This window comes from Candidatus Pantoea bituminis (assembly GCF_018842675.1).
Lineage (GTDB): Bacteria > Pseudomonadota > Gammaproteobacteria > Enterobacterales > Enterobacteriaceae > Pantoea > Pantoea phytostimulans.
The window spans coordinates 364,463-380,792 of the sequence record NZ_JAGTWO010000005.1 but is presented as its reverse complement, the minus strand read 5'-3'; the positions used below and the strand labels follow the sequence as shown (position 1 = coordinate 380,792).

At 52.5% G+C, this 16,330-nt stretch carries 12 protein-coding genes and 5 pseudogenes; 6 read left to right on the top strand and 11 right to left on the bottom strand.

Annotated elements, in window-relative coordinates:
• Nucleotides 1-31: 31 nt before the first annotated feature.
• From KQP84_RS24335 to KQP84_RS24300, 8 genes and pseudogenes are all read right to left on the bottom strand, one after another.
• Nucleotides 32-723, bottom strand: a pseudogene (locus tag KQP84_RS24335) (amino acid ABC transporter permease).
• A 16-nt stretch (nt 724-739) separates the two neighbouring features.
• Entirely contained in the window at nt 740-1,432 is a 693-nt protein-coding gene (locus KQP84_RS24330; protein ID WP_215848717.1) for an amino acid ABC transporter permease, read from the bottom strand.
• 85 nt (nt 1,433-1,517) lie between these two features.
• A pseudogene (locus KQP84_RS24325) lies at nt 1,518-2,335 on the bottom strand (transporter substrate-binding domain-containing protein).
• A 22-nt stretch (nt 2,336-2,357) separates the two neighbouring features.
• Complete coding sequence (locus KQP84_RS24320; protein WP_215848639.1) at nt 2,358-3,095, bottom strand: amino acid ABC transporter ATP-binding protein; 738 nt, start codon at nt 3,093-3,095, stop codon at nt 2,358-2,360.
• Nucleotides 3,096-3,264: 169 nt separating this feature from the next.
• Complete coding sequence (locus KQP84_RS24315; RefSeq protein ID WP_215848638.1) at nt 3,265-3,831, bottom strand: peroxidase-related enzyme; 567 nt, start codon at nt 3,829-3,831, stop codon at nt 3,265-3,267.
• The gene (locus tag KQP84_RS24310) at nt 3,828-4,310 is read right to left on the bottom strand and encodes a CMD domain-containing protein (protein WP_215848637.1); all 483 of its coding nucleotides are present in this window, start codon (nt 4,308-4,310) and stop codon (nt 3,828-3,830) included. Before KQP84_RS24310 ends, KQP84_RS24315 begins: the two co-directional genes overlap by 4 nt.
• On the bottom strand, nt 4,307-5,773 hold the full coding sequence (locus tag KQP84_RS24305) for an NAD(P)-binding domain-containing protein (protein ID WP_215848636.1): 1,467 nt from the start codon (nt 5,771-5,773) through the stop codon (nt 4,307-4,309). Before KQP84_RS24305 ends, KQP84_RS24310 begins: the two co-directional genes overlap by 4 nt.
• Before the next feature lie 532 nt (nt 5,774-6,305).
• Complete coding sequence (locus KQP84_RS24300) at nt 6,306-7,373, bottom strand: SDR family oxidoreductase (RefSeq protein WP_215848635.1); 1,068 nt, start codon at nt 7,371-7,373, stop codon at nt 6,306-6,308.
• Between the two features lie 100 nt (nt 7,374-7,473).
• Here KQP84_RS24300 and KQP84_RS24295 point away from each other — a divergent pair.
• Nucleotides 7,474-8,375, top strand: a pseudogene (locus KQP84_RS24295) (LysR family transcriptional regulator).
• Between the two features lie 178 nt (nt 8,376-8,553).
• On the opposite strand, the pseudogene KQP84_RS24290 reads toward KQP84_RS24295, so the two are convergent.
• Nucleotides 8,554-9,472: pseudogene (locus KQP84_RS24290) on the bottom strand (DMT family transporter).
• 348 nt (nt 9,473-9,820) lie between these two features.
• Here KQP84_RS24290 and KQP84_RS24285 point away from each other — a divergent pair.
• The 5 genes and pseudogenes from KQP84_RS24285 (at nt 9,821) to nac (ending at nt 14,022) form a co-directional block, all read left to right on the top strand.
• On the top strand, nt 9,821-10,630 hold the full coding sequence (locus KQP84_RS24285; protein WP_370661515.1) for a transporter substrate-binding domain-containing protein: 810 nt from the start codon (nt 9,821-9,823) through the stop codon (nt 10,628-10,630).
• A gap of 84 nt (nt 10,631-10,714) precedes the next feature.
• On the top strand, nt 10,715-11,344 hold the full coding sequence (gene pxpB / locus KQP84_RS24280) for a 5-oxoprolinase subunit PxpB (RefSeq protein ID WP_215848716.1): 630 nt from the start codon (nt 10,715-10,717) through the stop codon (nt 11,342-11,344).
• Nucleotides 11,341-12,326 (top strand): annotated as a pseudogene (locus KQP84_RS24275) (5-oxoprolinase subunit C family protein). Before pxpB ends, KQP84_RS24275 begins: the two are co-directional and overlap by 4 nt.
• A 19-nt stretch (nt 12,327-12,345) precedes the next feature.
• Entirely contained in the window at nt 12,346-13,116 is a 771-nt protein-coding gene (locus tag KQP84_RS24270) for a 5-oxoprolinase subunit PxpA (RefSeq protein ID WP_215848633.1), read from the top strand.
• 3 nt (nt 13,117-13,119) lie between these two features.
• Nucleotides 13,120-14,022 carry a nitrogen assimilation transcriptional regulator NAC gene (gene nac / locus KQP84_RS24265; RefSeq protein WP_215848632.1) on the top strand — a complete coding sequence of 301 codons (903 nt, stop codon included), beginning with the start codon at nt 13,120-13,122 and terminating at the stop codon, nt 14,020-14,022.
• Nucleotides 14,023-14,049: 27 nt separating this feature from the next.
• Here nac and KQP84_RS24260 read toward each other — a convergent pair whose 3' ends face one another.
• Together KQP84_RS24260 and KQP84_RS24255 are read right to left on the bottom strand one after the other, a co-directional pair.
• Complete coding sequence (locus KQP84_RS24260; protein ID WP_215848631.1) at nt 14,050-14,742, bottom strand: SDR family NAD(P)-dependent oxidoreductase; 693 nt, start codon at nt 14,740-14,742, stop codon at nt 14,050-14,052.
• 9 nt (nt 14,743-14,751) lie between these two features.
• Nucleotides 14,752-15,954 carry a pyridoxal phosphate-dependent aminotransferase gene (locus KQP84_RS24255; protein WP_215848630.1) on the bottom strand — a complete coding sequence of 401 codons (1,203 nt, stop codon included), beginning with the start codon at nt 15,952-15,954 and terminating at the stop codon, nt 14,752-14,754.
• Nucleotides 15,955-16,330: the final 376 nt, after the last annotated feature.

The following is a 16,330-nucleotide window of genomic DNA, read 5'->3' as shown; positions in this document are numbered from 1 at the left end:
ACAACGTTGCGTTAAACAGGGGTTAACCCCATCAGGTTCTGACCCTGAGCGCTGCTTCAATTTTATCGGCGGCTTTTGTCACGATGTAAGCGATAACCATGTAGAACACCACCGCAATCGCAAAGGCTTCGAGATAATAGAAATTTAATGCTGCAGTCAACTGTGCCTGCGCAAAGATATCAATCACCTCAATGGCGAATGCCAGCGAAAGTGCCTTCATGATCACCATGAACGCGTTTGCCAGGTCAGGAATAGCCGCGACGATAATTTGTGGAAACAGCACGCGTCGAAACAATTGCGCTTGGGTATAACCTAAAGAGTGAGCCGCATCAGCCTGACCGGCATCAAAAGAGTTCAATGCGCCCTTCACCACTTCAGCCTGAAACGCTGCAACACAGGCTGTCAGCGCGACAATAATGATCACCCAGTTCGGCAACGAATGCGCATTCACGTCCACGCCAAACATCGACGCCACAAAATGCAGTGCGGGCGGCAAACCGTAGTACGCAAGGAAAATCACCACCACCATCGGAACGCCTTTAAAGGCGATCTTGTAAGTAATGACCAACTGTCGCAACACCATAATGCGTTTGTGTTCAATGAACGCAAACAGGCCGCCAACCAGCGTTGAGAAGAGAAAATCGTCACCGCCATCGCCAACGTGACAGGCACCGCCTCCATAATGCTGAGGAAGTCCGGCAGCAAAACGTCAATATCGAACATAATTATGGCTTCCCCTTTAGACGTTTGCGGTGAATTTGATCTTCGCTGACGCGGTTTTCGAGGTGTATTTCGCATGGCGAAGCTCGAAGAAACGCACAATGATCCAGGCGATCAAGCACAGCAATGAGTAGATACCAGCCAACACCAGATAAGTACCAAACTGATATTGGTTGTAGTCGCGTTCCATAATCAAATGCGCCGTTGCCATCACATCCGCCGCGCCGATATACATCACCAACGCCACATTGTGGATCAGGTAAATAATGGCGTTGCCGTAACCCGGTAAAGCAATGTGTACCGCCTGCGGTCCGATAACACGGGTAAGCTTTTGGCGAAAGGTATAGCCGAGGCTGTCGGCGGCATCATGCTGACCGCGCTCAACCGCCAAAAATGCTGGACGCATCACCTCAGACAAATAGCCGCCGTGGTAAAGACTCAATCCCACCATTGAGGCTGTTGTCGCCGAGAGGAAATCGTCCATCCCGAACAATCCTGTCACCAGCGGTAAACCGTAAAACGCCACAAACAGTTGCAGCACCACGGGAACACTTCGGGCATAGGAGACATAGAGATCGGCCAGCTGGCTAATCACCGCAATCCTGCGTACCCGGAATGTTGTCGCCACCAGCGCCAGCACAAAGCCGACGAGTAAGGCGACAAACATAATGGCGAGCGTCAGCGGCAAAGCCGAAAGTAGCTCGGGAATCATGGAAGAGAGATCCACTTGAAACACTCCTGATTAAAAATTCAGCGTTTACCTGTCATCATCGACTCTGTGATGTTAAGCGGATCGATTACTTCATGTACCGAACAACGTCTTCGCCAAACCATTTCTGTGAAAGCTTATCCAGCGTGCCATCATTTTTCAGCTCTTTAAGCGCCTTGTTAACGTCATCGTTCAGCGCTTTGTTTTCATCTGATTTATGAATCATCACGTAGGTGTTATTGATTGATACCGGTTCGCTCGCTTTGATCGCCAGTTTCTGATTATCAATCACTGTCTGCTCACCCAGGTTAGAGGGCAGAATCAGGGCATCATACTTGCCGCTTTGCACTTCTTTCAGGCGATCTGGATAAGGAATACCGGCGCTTGAGGCTTTAATAGTGACCTCATCACTTGGGTTCTCTTTCTGCCACTGAGTAACAAATTTATAGACGCCGCCACCTGCAGTTACCGGCACGATTTTCTTGCCTGCCAGATCTTTCATCCCGTTGATGTTGCTGTCTTTACGGCTGTAGATCTTCATCAGACTGGCACCGATTGGGCTATCTGGGATCAGGAACTGTTTGCTACGCGCAGGCGCTTTGTAATAACCGCCGGAGACCATGTCATATTTGCCGGTAACAAGGCCGGTTTCTTGTGCCAGATCGGCGGCCCCTCCATTACAAATTTGTACTGCGGCAGTTTAGCGTTGACCGCTTTAAGTACATCCGGCTCATAGCCTTGTGGCTCAACGCCGATAGCGCCCCATGACAGCGGCTTAGATTCTGCCGCCGTGGCAATTTTAATGGTACGCACGCTATCTGCGTAGCTAAACCCAGCGGTGGTCATTGCCAGGGCAATGATGCCCGGCATAGCAAGGCGACGTAATGTGGTTTTGATTGCAGGCATGTCTGTCTTTCCTTTTTAGTTTTTAGAGTACGCGTTCTGAACTGAGGAACTGAGCCAGTCGCGGTGTCGCAGGGTTGTCGAAAATCTCGGCTGGGCTGCCTTCTGCAGCGACCACGCCCTGATCCATAAAGACAATGCGGTTTGAGATACTTTTTGCGAACTGCATTTCATGCGTGACCAGCAATGACGTGATGCCTGAAGATGTCACTTCTTTGATCACTTTAAGCACTTCACTGACCAGTTCAGGATCCAATGAGGAAGTCGGCTCATCAAACAGGATCACATCGGGGCGAACTGCCAGCGCACGCGCAATACCGGTGCGCTGCAACTGCCCGCCAGAGAGCTGCGAAGGATAGTGATCTTGTTTGGCAGACAACCCAACGCGCTCCAGCTCCTGCATCGCAATGTCGCGCGCCTCTTCTTTAGACTTGCGCTGCACCACGACCAGCGGATCCATCACGTTTTGAATCACCGTCATGTTCTTGAAGACGTTGAATTGCTGAAACACCATCGCCGTTCGCAGGCGAATAGCGTTGATTGCCGCTTTGTTGGTGGACTGATAATCCATGCGGATTTGGTCCAAGGCGATGGTACCGGACGTTGGCTTCGCCAGATAATTGATACAGCGCAGCAGCGTGGTTTTCCCGGTTCCGCTTGGGCCGATGATTGATACCACATCACCGCGTTTTACCGAAAGATTGACGCCTTTGAGTATCTGGTTGCTGCCGTACGACAGTGTAATGTCATTGAGTTCAAGCATGGTTATTGACGCCCTTTTGCGTGAGAAACTCTGTTTAACGCGACTGAATTTGCCCTACCTGGCTTAAATAATGCGAATGGCAGAGAGGCGGCCAGCGTGTTCACCCTTAGGAATGGGATCAGATGCGTAGCCAGCGCCTTCGCGGTTCGAACGGTGACGGGAAGAAAGATCACTTTTCGATCTCTGCATGGCCAAGTACATGCATCAAACGATTAGCCCAACCGAAAATCGAAATAGCATGAATCAGGTCGAGTATTTCGTTGTCGTCCAGGCCTTCTGCTCGCAGCGCGTGAATATCTTCTGGCGTTGCCTGTGACGGTGTCACCGAAAGGCGACGGGCAAAACGGTAAATAGCCGCATCGCGTGCGTTAAGCGTTTCGGGTTTATTGAAATAGAGCGCGCTGACCACTTCATCGCTTTTGGTCAGTTGTGCATGGCGGCGGGCGTGAACAACCGCGCAATATTTGCAACCATTGACGATGGAAGCGCCTAACGCCCCCAGCTCACGGTCAGCGCGCGCCAGGCCGCCTTCGACATACATGATCGCGTTAAATAATTCGGTGCGAGCCACATAGCTGTCCGGGTCATGTGCCAGCGTGCGCACATATTCTGAGACCTTCTTGTTAGAAGGCGTCACCTTCATCGCATTAAGTTGCTCGGGCGTGGCCTCGGCAAGTTCAACCGGCGCGATATAGGGATGCCAGGTCAACGGTTTCAGGCTAACTAAGGGGATCATGCTGACCTCATCAGGCGTAAGCCAGCCGCAACGCGTGTCTGGAAATTCACAAATGCAATCAGTTCAGAGAGCGCGACAATCTGGGCATTATTCAGGCCCGCCTGCTCAAGACGCTTAATATCATCTGCTGCTGCCTGATCTGGCGTCACCGTTACCAAATCAACATGCCGCGCAACGGTTGCCAACGGCTCAGGCAAGTCTTGTGTGCCTGCGGCCAGCGCCTGCAATGTTTCTGTCGGTGACAGCGCGGTAAGCTGTGCGCCATATTCAGCAATCAACGCCTGATCTTCATTAAGAGCAGCAATGCGATGCGCTAACGCAATACGCAGATCGGACGCGAGTCCGTGATCATTTGCGGGTTCAAGCACTGAAAGCCGACATTGCTCTGCGCCCGCTACAAATTCTGGGCGGAACCGACGTGCATGGAAAAGCGCGTCTTCCTGTGAAAGCCCAGCGGCCTTATCAATAGCGTCGATCACAACGCATTCTCCTGTTTAATTAAAGGGGTTGAATCAGTCCATTCGTCGCCCTGAAGTTCAGGGATGTCGTAAGCGACCAGGTTGGAGAAATGGGTTTCGACATCTTCGGCAAACAATGAGGCGGTGATGCCGCGCACTAACCGCTCGGCTCCGGCGCTTACAGCGGGAATATCACCTGAAACCTTGCCGTGTGTGAGCATCGCCGCATCGTTAAAGCAGTGGACGTGCGCCAGCAACGGGCAGGAACCAGCAACGCGTTGCTGGAACTCAAATGCCGGGCCGAGATCGGGCGCTTCCAGCATATTGCTACGGGGCTCGCCCATATCTGGCGTGTAGCGACCATCAGCCCAGGTACGAATGTGCGGCGCAAGGGCAGCGAACTCCGCACGTCCGCTGAAATCATTTGAGAAACCCGTTGCTGCAATGAGAAAGTCGTAATGCATCGCCCCTTGCGTGGTGTCGATCAACAGACCTTTCTCATCTTGGTGAACCGCAACAATGCCGCAATCCAGCAAGAAACGGGCATTGGCATGGCGAGATACGCGCAGCGTCGAGGCGCGAGGCGGCGGCGTTTGCGTTGTCGCGGTGTAGTCGACAAATTTCCATTTCCACGCATCAGGCAGTTGATGCATTCCGTGCACCACGCCCTGGCTACCAATGCCGGTCATTTTATTGATACGTGGCATCGCTTTTCGGCGGATCAGCATATCAACAGAACCTGCCCCCGCTTCAAGTGCAGTGGCCGCATTGTCCATAGAAGAAGCCCCAGCGCCAATGACGGCGAGACGCTTACCTTTCAAGGCAGCGAAATTGATCTCATCGGCTGAGTGCGCCCAGAACTGACGGTCAATGCCTTGAAGGAATTCAGGCACAGCAAAGCCGCCTAAACCCGAGCGGCCTGTCGCCAGAACCAGTCGACGGGTATAAACACGCCCGGTTTCTGCGCCTTCAATATCTATCGCAATCAGATCGTCCACGAAGGCAATCGCGGTCATGCGCACGTTGTTCTGTACCGGCAGATCCAGCACGTTGCGATACCAAATCAGATAATCCATCCACTGATCTTTGGGAATTTTGTCCAGTGCTTGCCAGGCTTCCGCTCCCCACTGCGCGGTAAACCAGGCGCGAAACGTGAGTTGAGGTAAACCCAGCGCGGGGCCATGCAGGCTTTTGGGTGAGCGTAGCGTTTCCATGCGCGCAAAAGTGATCCACGGGCCTTCGCGACCCGCAGGTGCGGCATCATAGGCAACCACATTGTTAATGCCGCTCAGCACCAGCTTTGCTGTGGCTGCCAACCCGCACATGCCAGCCCCAATAACCACAACATCACGCACCGCATTGCCTTGGTAAGTCCGCTCGGGCACCCACGCTTTGGCGGGCAGTTCAAGGAATGTCAGGTCTTGCTGAAGCTGGGCTTCCAGCGTGGCAAGGCCACTTTGCCCTGCTGATGTTGTATGCGTCATTGAATGGTATCCCTTTCTAAACTGACATTGGTTAAGCCAGATCGCGTTAAGTAAAACAGCGAATAACCTACTGATAGTGAGGTTTTTTATTATTGATAAATTGCATTATCAAACACTCAACATCCAATAAATGGATAGTAAACAGCAAGGTTTTGGATAATCCTCTTCGCTATTAAAAGAGTCAATAATGTCGGTCACTTATCAACCAATGAATTTCTTATATCTTATTGCGAAATTGATATAACGCCATTTTACTCGCTTGAGCTTTTATGATTTGCCGCTAGCAGGTTGAGCTAAAAAGATGTCGAAATAATTAGCTTAGGTAATATCTTTTAAGAGAGGAAATCGGCGTTAGCCGTAAAGCGTGGGGATGAAATCAGGAGTAAACGCACGGTGTTCAGCGCAGAATAAAGCAAAACGGGTGACGCATAATGCGTCACCCGTTGCGCTATATATCAACTGTTTATATGACTATTAACGTCATGACAGCTTGTCAGACAAGCTGCGAACAGACAGCCCGCGAATAACGTCATTACTGCGGAATCACTTTCTCTTCTTTCAGCTTATCGAACAGCTCGGTGAATGAATCCAGCGAGCTGCGATAACCGGTAAAGCCCGCTTTCCGGCTTTTGCTCATATCAGTGAACGCTTCCATTGGTCGGCCTAGATCTGCATCGGTGTGCCACCACGAAACCAGTTTGTTGATATCGGTTTCACGCAGCTGATAACGAGTGGCGATCTCTGTCCATGCCGCTTCTGCTTCCTGCATACGGTTCTCCAGCGGCATGATCTGCGCCGGATAATCCGCCGCTTCAACACCAAAATAAGCAGCCAGACGCGGCCACATCCAGTTCCAGCGGAACACATCACCGTTGACCGAGTTAAAATCTTCGTTAGCCGCTTCAGGCGATGTCGCGGCCCAAAGCAGCTGCTCTGCCAGCAAACCTGCATCCGTCACATCGACTACACCGTTCCACTGTTCTGGCGAACCCGGGAAGATGAATGGCCAACCTTTCTCACGGCACAGCGTGGCGTAGACGGCCAGCGTCTGACCCATGTTCATCGCATTGCCCAATGCGTAACCTACAATGGTGTGCGGACGATGCACGCTCCAGCGGTAATCATATTTTTCCGCACCCGCAAACACTTCATCTTCCTGCGCGTAATAGAAGTTATCAACCGGCTGACGTCCCTGCTCTTCACGGAATGGCGTGACCGGCACCGCGCCTTTACCGTAGGCTTCGAACGGGCCGAGATAGTGTTTTAGGCCGGTGATCAGTGCAACATGCGCGCCTTTTAGGCGATCGCCTAACGCTTCGATCACGTTACGCACCATCGCACCATTGACGCGGATATTCTCTTTTTCAGTGTCCTGACGTGCCCAAACGCTGAAAAACAGGGCATCCGGCTTCACATCTTTCAATGCTTCGCGAACGGCAGTTTCGTCAGTTAAATCAGCGGTCAGGCTGGCGCAACCTTCTGGAACGGCGCCACGTCCCCGCGAAAGACCGCTGACCTGCCAGCCTTCATGCAATAATTTTTCTGCCAATGCACGACCATTAACCCCACTGATACCGACAATCAAAGCGTGTTTCTGCATTTCAATTCTCCTCATTTTGCGTATTTACTAGCTTAATAGAGAATTTAAGGCTTATCTGTGTCATTTTTTCACAGCATTCCCAACTTGAGTTCATCAATCTATGCACGATCAGCGTTTAAAAGACATTATCCCGTTCGTTGCCAGCGTAGAGCGCGGCAGCTTTACTGCCGCAGCCCAGCGTTTGCATGTCACAGGTTCAGCCATCAGTAAAAGCGTCAGCCGACTTGAGGCACGACTGGGGTCGCGTCTGTTGGAGCGCACCACACGCAGCCTGCGCCTGACTGATGCCGGAACCGCTTACTACCAGACCTGTATCCGTATTATGGAAGAACTGGCGGAAGCTGAATCAGTATTAGCCGCGCAGCGCACTATTCCATCCGGTCGCTTGCGGTTGGCAATGCCTAATACCTATGGCCGATTAAATGTCATGCCGCTGCTGATCCCGTTCTGCCAGAAATACCCCGAACTGGAATTAAGCCTTAGCTTTTCGGATCGCTTTGTTGACCTGTTTGATGAAGGCATTGATGTGGCTATTCGCATTGGTGAAGTACAGGACCTGCCGGAATCGTTGGGATTTCGCTGCATCGGCCGGGAACGTATGGTGTTTTGCGCTTCGCCGGATTACCTCAATCAGCAAGGTCGGCCGCAGAACGAAAGCGAATTGCTACAACATCGCGCCATTCTTTACGAGCGCGTGGATGGCTCCCCAAGCCCTGGCTGTTTATTAATGAGGAGGGCTATCCCACCTGGCGAACGCTACCGCATCGTATGGCGCTTGGAGACGTTGATGCGCAAGTTCAGGCCGTCTGTGCCGGATTGGGCGTGGCGCAAATGCCATCATGGTTGATTCGCCGCGCGCTTGATAACGGTGATTTGGATGTGATATTACCCGACCTTCAGCCGGATGGATTGATGCTGACATTAGTCTGGCCGCGGCGTAAGCAGCTCTTACCGAAAGTGGATGCGCTGTTAGGGACGCTGGCGGGGTTAGATATTCGTTGAAAGCGCTCTTTTGCGCATGTTGTCAGGCGTGAGAGAGCGTGTTAATCGCTTACCCGCAGTGGGGAGTTATTCCTTCATTATCCCTAATAAAGGGATATGAGTTAATGCTCCCGACAAGGGCAAAAAGTCTTCTATAGGATGACATCTGCCCTCGGCACTTCATCACTTTAGCGGCGGTTTATTGCAGAGAGCGTAATAGTTGCGCTTTACGCTGACGTTGGTCACACCAGACGGTAAATATTCCCGCCAGGGCAACAATAGACGCGCCCATTAACGTTGAAGGCCCAGGCAGGCTATTCAGGAACAGATAACCAATCACCATCGACCACACCAGCGTGGTGTAATCAAATGGCGCTAATAATGAAGCATCGGTATAGCGCAAACTCATCGTTACCAGAATTTGGGCCATGCCACCAAAGAAGCCGCAGCCAACCAGCAGTAATAGATGAAGCGGTGTTGGCATTTTCCAGCCAAACAGCGCGCTAGCCAGACCAATCATCATGGTCATTAACGAAAAATAGAACACAATGGCACCGGGTTTTTCGATGCCGTTAAGAAAGCGAATTTGTACGTTAGACGTGGCAGAACAGAGAGCAGCGATCAGAGCAAACAGTGCGCCTAATCCAGCACCGGTTGCCTGGCCTTCCGCTGCAAAAAGAGCCGCTAGCGGTCAGGTTTGCCGAAAGCATAATAATGATGCCGGAGAAACCGACGAGAACAGCCAACCAGCGGGATAAGCGCACATTTTCCTTCAACAGCAACGCCGCCATAATCACCGTAAATAGCGGCGCAGCGTAGCTAATGGCTGTGGCATCAGCCAGAGAAATATATACCAGTGCCATATAGTTAAAATACATGCCACCGGTACCGGAGAAGCCGCGAATAAGATGACCGAAGATATTTTTGGTTTTTATACTTTCAAGCACATTACCTTGAATCTTTAGCCAAATTAATAAGGGAATTAATGCCACAAACGATCGGAAAAATATCACTTCACCCGTGGGGATATTACCTTGTAATGCTTTTACGCACGCCAGCATTAATGTCGCACACAGGGCTGAAGAGATTTTCAGCAAAACCCCAAATCTGGCATTCATTTTATCCCCTTCAATAACGTTCATTCTCAGGCGCAGCCATTTCCCACACCAGGATCGGGATTACCATAGGGCGCAGCCGCTAAGAGCCGATAAGATAATTTTGTTCTGCCCGGATAGTTTTTGCTTATCACGGCGGCGTGAAGCGCGCTTTGATGGTCATATAATTAGCCTATCTCCCGACACTGTTTACCTCTTACCCTCCACCAGACAAAGTCGATATAGTCCAGAAATGTCGTCATAACCGAACTAATAACAGTGACGTTTTACGCCGTCAGGCTATATCGCCTGCTGCGCAACATCAGCCATGGGAAATGCACAATGACTTTGAAAAAATACGTCTGTTTGGCAATGGCCTTACCGTTAACCTTATCGGTCTTACCGGCCAAAGCCGATCTGTTGTCAGACATTCAATCTCAGGGCGAACTTAAATGTGCCGTCTATTCCGATGTGCCACCGTTCTCCGCTCCCGATCCTAAGACACGTCAACTCGTCGGCATGGATGTTGATCTCTGTAACGCGCTGGCTAAACAGATGGGCGTGAAATTGCAACTGATGCCAACCTCAATTGAAGCGCGTATTGCCGTCATTGCCACCGGCCGCGCGGATGTCTTGATTGCCAACCTTGCTTATACCAAGACCCGCGGTAAGCAGATTCAGTTCAGCGACCCGTATTACGTTGCCAAAGAAATGTTGCTGGTGAAAAAGCCCAACGCAGACAAAATGCTGGCAGATTTCAAAAACAAGCGTATCAGTGCCACCAAAGGCACCACCTCTGAGCAATCCATTGTGCTGAAAGGCGGCAAACCGCTGACTTTCCAGGATGCAGCTTCAGCTTTCCTGGCGCTGGAACAGAACAAAGCGGTGGGCTTTGTGACCAACACCATGACCGGCATCAAGATGATTAATCAAGCGAAAAAAGAGGGTATCGACCTGGCGATGATCAAAGAGCCGATGGCGCTGGAACCAATTGGTATCGGTATGAAGCGTGATGAACCGGCGCTGCTGGCTAAAGTCAATGACAGCCTGAAAGCCATGGACGATGACGGTACTATCGATAAGATTTGGGCCAACTGGATTGGACCAAACACTGAATACAAAATGGTGCGTGAAGAGCGCGTACAACCGCTTGCCAGCCTTAAATTCGAAGCCCTGGAATAACCGATGGATCGCTTGTCCAGAGAAGTGGCGTATTCCGCAACGGATAGTCCGGCAACCCTGTCAGAAAACATCCGGCTCTCGACCATGGGCAGTCGCGCCTGGCTGATAGAAGCGCCAGGTGCGTTTGACCTCCCCGCTCAGCGTCGTATCTGGTCGTTGGCGCGTATCCTGGCGAGCAGTGAAGATGTCGAGTCGCTGATCCCAGGCGTAACCAACTTACTGGTGCTGTTTCGCGCCACGCCCGCCGATCCCGACGTCATCCACCAGCGCTTGCGGGTCAGTTGGCAAGCGGCGCAGGCGATACATCCGCAGGGAAAATTAATCGAGATCCCGGTCTGCTATGGCGGCGAACACGCTACCGATCTGGATGCGGTTTGCCGTCATACGGGGTTGTCAGCGAAAGAGGTTATACGCCGTCATTACCAAGGCAGCTACACCGTTTTTGCCTTGGGTAGCGCACCTGGCTTTGGTTATCTGCATGGCCTGGATGCTTCCCTGGCGACGCCGCGTAAAAAAGTGCCCTCCCTGAACATGCTAAAAGGCACTGTAACCATCGGCGGCCCACAAGCGGGTGTTTCAGTCCTGACCGGACCCAATGGCTGGAATGCAATTGGCTATGCAGAACTCGACGTGTTTGATCCCTTGTCAGACGTTCCGGCCTTAATGGCACCGGGTGACAGCATAAGGTTTGTGCCAGAGAGGATTGAACTGTGATAATCATTGAAAAAACCGGCGCGCTGAACACAGTGCAAGATCTGGGCAGACGTGATTATCGCCACCTTGGGGTATCGGTAAGCGGCGCAATGGATACGCTGGCGCTGCGTGCCGGTAATCTTTTGCTGGGTAATGAAGAAAATGCCGCGGCGATTGAAATACAAGTTTTTCCTTTTCGGGTACGTTTTCAGGCTGACACCGCCATTGCTCTAACCGGCGCTGATTGCCGTGCTCAACTCGACGGCGTTGACTTACCGCCGTGGTGGGGCTGCAACGTTCGAAGCGGGCAGGTACTGGAATTGCGCTACCCGCGCCATGGCGCACGCGGCTATCTCTGTGTGGCGGGCGGCATTGATGTTCCTGTGGTGATGGGATCACGCAGTACCGCGCTGCGCGGTGGCTTTGGCGGTTTTGCTGGCCGTCAGCTCGAACGTGACGATGTACTGACATGGGGTGAAAGCCAGACACCAGGCTTACCGGAGAGCGGGATTGGCATCGAACCCCCTCTTCTGCTTTGCGCCACGCTTTCCCGTTGAACCGCAGCGGCCAGCGCCTGATTCGTGCCATTCCCTCCGGTGAGTACGCGCTATTTTCCGCAGACGCTGAACGCTTTTGGCAGCAACCATGGCAAGTTTCACTTCAAAGTAACCGCACCGGCTATCGCCTGGCGGGCGAACCGATTTTACCGTCAACGACTGTTGAGATGCGCTCTTACGGTTTGATTCCTGGCATTGTGCAGGTTCCTCCCGCTGGCGAACCGATTATCCAACTCAGTGATGCCAATACGGCGGGCGGTTATCCGAAAATTGCCTGTGTAATTGAAGAAGATCTCTGGCAGCTGGGGCAGGTTCAGCCGGGTCAGTTTATCCAACTCATTCAGGCCACACATCAGGATGCCATTGTTGCCCATGAAGCGATCAATCACTGGCTGGCGCGCCTACGCGTCTGGCTGCTTCCGCTCAAACGCGTCGTGGGACATTAATTTTTAACAGGAGAACAGCATGAAGATCGATGTGAATTCCGATATGGGCGAAGGTTTTGGCGTCTATCAGCTGTGCGATGATGAGGCTCTGATGAAGGTGGTCTCTTCCGCCAATATCGCCTGTGGATTCCATGCGGGCGATCCGGCCATCATGACGCGCATGGTGCGGCTGGCAAAAGCGCGCGGGGTGGGTATTGGTGCGCATCCCGGTTTGCCAGATCGCCAGGGTTTTGGCCGCAAAGAACTGCCTTTTTCACCCGATGAAATTTGCCAACAGGTGATCTATCAGCTGGGCGCGCTGAGCGCCATTGCCCGCGCTGAAGGTACGCGAGTTTCGCACGTCAGTTTCCACGCAGCGATGGGCAATATCATTAACCGCGACGAATCGCTGGCGATGCAGGTCATGCAAGCCATTGCACGCCTTGATACTGAATTGATCATTTTTTCACAATCCGATACCCATACCGAACGTGCGGCTCTCGCCGCTGGCTTAAAAAGCCTGACGCTGTTTCTTGCCGACCGCGCTTACGATAAGCACGGCCAATTGGTGCCGCGTAGCATTCCCGGCTCGGTGATCAAAGATGATGCAGCCGTGCGCGCTCGTGTGCGCCAATTTTTGCAAGAAGGCACGGTAAACACCTTTGACGGCACGCTGCTACCGCTTCGCGCACGTTCAATTCTGGTACACAGCGACACGCCGGGTTCGGTCGAACTGGCCACGCTGGTACGCAGTGAAATTGAAGCCAATGGCGCAGAAGTTGCCCCAGCGGCGTCCGTTTTAGCGGAGTAATTTATGAATATTCGGCGGCTGAAGTCTTTTATCACCATTGTCGATATGGGCAGCATAACGCGTGCCGCCGATGCCTTACACATCGCGCAACCTGCACTGAGTCAGCAATTGGTTGCGCTTGAGGAGCATTTCAAGCGCAAGCTGCTGATTCGTAGCCAGCAAGGCGTGGTTCCGACTGAGGCGGGCAACGTCCTTTATGGCCACGCTAACGTCATGTTGCGCCAGTTTGCTCAGGCCGAGCTGGATGTGCTGGATGCTGGACAAGCCCTTTCGGGTCGCGTTTCGGTGGGGCTTGCTCCTTTCAGCATTGCCGCCACGCTGGCAATGACGTTGCTGACAGAGATGCGCCAGCGCCATCCTGGCATTTTGCTGCATTTGGTGGAAAGCGTGGGTCAGGCTTATAGCGAACTCGTCGCCAATGGGCGGTTGGAAATGGCGCTGCTGCATGGTCGAGGCGGTATCAAAGGGCTGAATTATGAGCCGCTGGTTCAGGAAGAGTTTTTCTTTGTGGCACACGCTAATTTTGACTTTGATGATGATGGCGGCCCGCTTCAGGTTAAACAGCTCAGCACTTTGCCGATGCTGCTTCCGCCTGCGTATAACTTTGTCCGACGCGCTATCGACGAGGCTTTCAGCCTGAATAATATGTCGATTAATGTGGTCGGTGAACTGGAAGCGGTGAAAAGCATTGCCCGTGGTGTCGACGCCGGTCTGGGTTGTACCATCATGCCAAAAGCCATTGCAGAGCGAATTCAATCAGAATCACGTGACGTGGTCATCCGTTCTTTGGCTGGCCCGGCGATTAACGAAACGCTGTCGCTGTGCATCTCCGATCGCACGGCACTTTCTGAGCCGGCGGCAGCGGTGCGTGAGCTGCTGCTGGAGTTAACGGCGGGATTGAATTAATGGGGCACATTATGTGCCCCGACAGAATTACAGCATCGCCTCTTTGCGGCAGTTAATCAGCAGCTCCGCTACCGACAAGTTGTTTGGCAGCCGCAACAACAGCTCCACCATCTCAGCAAGATCGTCCGGTTGCGTCATCTCTTCACGACTGATTTCTGTCTCGCCCAACGTCATATCAGTCGCGATATAACCGGGGCAAAGTGCGGTGGCGCGTACGCCGTGATCCCAACACGCCTGACGAATACCGTGAGTGAGTGCCACGACGGCAAATTTGGTCATGGCGTAACCGACATTACTCCCTACTCGACGTCCGGCCAGCGAAGCTACATTAATCACTCGCCCTTCGCCGCAGTCGATCAAAAATGGCAGCGCAGCACGGCTTAGCCGCAGCGGGCCTTTGACATTGATCTGCCACATATCATCCAGCGCCGCTTCGTCCTGCTCCATCACCTGTACGCGCGGGTTGATCCCGGCACAGTTAACCAGCGCATCCAGCCGTCCCCGTTGTTCAAGCGTGTCAGCTACCCACTTTTCACCGGAGCCGGCCACACTGGCGTCGTAAGAAAAGAGATGCAAATTAGGCTGTGGCGCTAACGCAGAGGGATTGCGGACGCCAGCAGATACAATAAAACCGGCCTGAAGCAGGCGCTGTGTAATGGCTAAACCGAGGCCGCGCGCGGCCCCAGAAACCATCACCACACGTGATGATGCAGTCAACATGCAAACTCCTTAGTGGCAACCGGTACAGAAAGCAGTAATGCGATCACAGCCTGTTTGCAGACGCTCCATGCTGGTGGCATAAGAGAGGCGGAAATAGGGACTCATGCCATACGCCGCGCCTGGCACCGTCACCACATGCTGTTCTTCAATTAGCGCCATCACAAAGTCGGCATCGTTATTGATTGCCCGGCCACCCGCCGTGGTTTTGCCCACGAAGGCAGCAATATTAACGAAAAGATAAAAGGCGCCCTGCGGCGTATGGCAATGCACACCGGGAATGCTATTAAGGCGATCCAGCACATAATCGCGGCGTTGACGGTAAATCTCAGCGCGCTCTTTGAGCAGATCCTGCGGGCCATCCAATACGGCCACCGCCGCAGCTTGCGTAAGCGTGGTAACACCGCCGCTGTTCTGTGTGTTGACGTTGCTCATCGCCTTGATCAAGGGCAGCGGGCCGCCGCAAAAGCCTAAGCGCCAACCCGTCATTGAATAAGCTTTTGATACACCGTTAACGGTAAGTACCCGGTCATACAAACGCGGTTCTACCTGCGCCAGCGTCCAAAATGTTACGCCGTCGTAGATCAGATGCTCGTAAATATCGTCGGTGAGGATCCACACCTGTGGATGACGCAACATCACATCGGCGATGGCCTGCATCTCTTCACGCGTGGCCACTGAACCGGTTGGATTGCTGGGGTAATTGATCAGCAGCCATTTAGTATTTGGCGTGATGGCAGCATCAAGATCGGCAGCCAGCGGCTTGAAGCCGTTCTCTTCATGGCATGCCACCGGCACAGGTGTTCCACCCGCAAATTTCACAATATCGGCATAGCTGATCCAGGATGGCGTGGGGATCACCACTTCATCGCCAGGATTGATGGTCGCCATCATCGCATTGAAGATGATTTGTTTAGCCCCACCCGCCGTCAGAATCTGGTTGATATCGTATCTTAATTCGTTATCACGCAAGAATTTACGTTGAATCGCGGCACGCAGTGCAGGTGTGCCGTCGGTAGGAGGATAACGCGTATCACCTGCTTTAGCGGCGGCGTAGGCAGCGTCGATCGCATGGTCTGGCGTCGGGAAATCGGGTTCTCCGGTAGAAAGACCGACGACATCAACCCCTTGAGCGGCAAGGTCGCGCGCCTTTTGGGTCATTGCCACCGAGGCAGAAACGGAAACATTTTTTAAGCGATCAGCGATATCAGGCATGGTAGCGGTATTCCAGGTTGCAAAGTCGGCTTGAAACCGCGCGGAATATCCGCCTGGCAGGCATTCGCGCAGTGTGATGTTGTCAACAAAGAGGCAGAAGGTGACTTCCGCTGAGCATAAGTTGCAGGGGGCGGGCACAGTTAATAGTGCTTTGTTGTGGCGACATAACACAAAGCAATAGTTAACTTGCGATGCAACGTCACTGTGATTTTTATCGTCAAAGCGACTGCGAGAAAGGCGAGCAATGAAAATAGCCATAGCGGGAATGCATAGGCGTATCGCGAAAATGTATTGGGTGTTTATGGCGTAATCATATTAACGTTTTGTGACGCCCAAAATAGAAATTAAGCCATTTAATTTCAATAAATTATAATTC

Bases quoted from the DNA above. Each gene is read 5' to 3' on its own strand.
- KQP84_RS24330 (WP_215848717.1), bottom strand. From the start codon at position 1,432: ATGATTCCCGAGCTACTTTCGGCTTTGCCGCTGACGCTCGCCATTATG.
- KQP84_RS24320 (WP_215848639.1), bottom strand. From the start codon at position 3,095: ATGCTTGAACTCAATGACATTACACTGTCGTACGGCAGCAACCAGATA.
- KQP84_RS24315 (WP_215848638.1), bottom strand. From the start codon at position 3,831: ATGATCCCCTTAGTTAGCCTGAAACCGTTGACCTGGCATCCCTATATC.
- KQP84_RS24305 (WP_215848636.1), bottom strand. From the start codon at position 5,773: ATGACGCATACAACATCAGCAGGGCAAAGTGGCCTTGCCACGCTGGAA.
- KQP84_RS24300 (WP_215848635.1), bottom strand. From the start codon at position 7,373: ATGCAGAAACACGCTTTGATTGTCGGTATCAGTGGGGTTAATGGTCGT.
- KQP84_RS24285 (WP_370661515.1), top strand. From the start codon at position 9,821: ATGGCCTTACCGTTAACCTTATCGGTCTTACCGGCCAAAGCCGATCTG.
- pxpB (WP_215848716.1), top strand. From the start codon at position 10,715: ATGGGCAGTCGCGCCTGGCTGATAGAAGCGCCAGGTGCGTTTGACCTC.
- KQP84_RS24270 (WP_215848633.1), top strand. From the start codon at position 12,346: ATGAAGATCGATGTGAATTCCGATATGGGCGAAGGTTTTGGCGTCTAT.
- nac (WP_215848632.1), top strand. From the start codon at position 13,120: ATGAATATTCGGCGGCTGAAGTCTTTTATCACCATTGTCGATATGGGC.
- KQP84_RS24260 (WP_215848631.1), bottom strand. From the start codon at position 14,742: ATGTTGACTGCATCATCACGTGTGGTGATGGTTTCTGGGGCCGCGCGC.
- KQP84_RS24255 (WP_215848630.1), bottom strand. From the start codon at position 15,954: ATGCCTGATATCGCTGATCGCTTAAAAAATGTTTCCGTTTCTGCCTCG.